General features: G+C 44.1%; 1 pseudogene. It reads left to right on the top strand.

Features of this window, described 5'->3' with window-relative positions:
* Positions 1-381: pseudogene (locus J7R05_RS09080) on the top strand (multidrug effflux MFS transporter); the annotation flags it as partial.

Raw genomic sequence — 381 nt, 5'->3', positions numbered from 1 at the left:
GGTCCCTGGAATGCATTAGCATTCGCTCTTGGTGCTGCGTTTCAAGGTCTATCTTCATTTTTTAATTCTCAATTTGTCGGAGGTCTTGGAATGCGCCGCATCGCACACACAATGATTTTACTCTTTTGTGATGCTTCACGCATCTGGCTCGCCGGAGCCATCTTAGAAGTTGGTGGGATCCCCGTCCCTTTTTTCATGCTGGTGTTCTTCAGTGTACTGTTTGCATGTGGCGGTATTATGGCAAATTTCAATACACTTGCTCTCGAATCTGTAGGAAAAATCGCAGGAACAGCATCTTCTGTATCTGGCTTTCTTCAAACATCTATCGGAACAGGCCTTAGCTTTTTTATTGCGCAACAATTTAATGAAACAACCATCCCT

The sequence above is a fragment of the Bartonella capreoli genome, assembly GCF_902813205.1.
GTDB lineage: Bacteria > Pseudomonadota > Alphaproteobacteria > Rhizobiales > Rhizobiaceae > Bartonella > Bartonella schoenbuchensis.
This window is presented reverse-complemented; position numbering and strand designations above follow the sequence as displayed.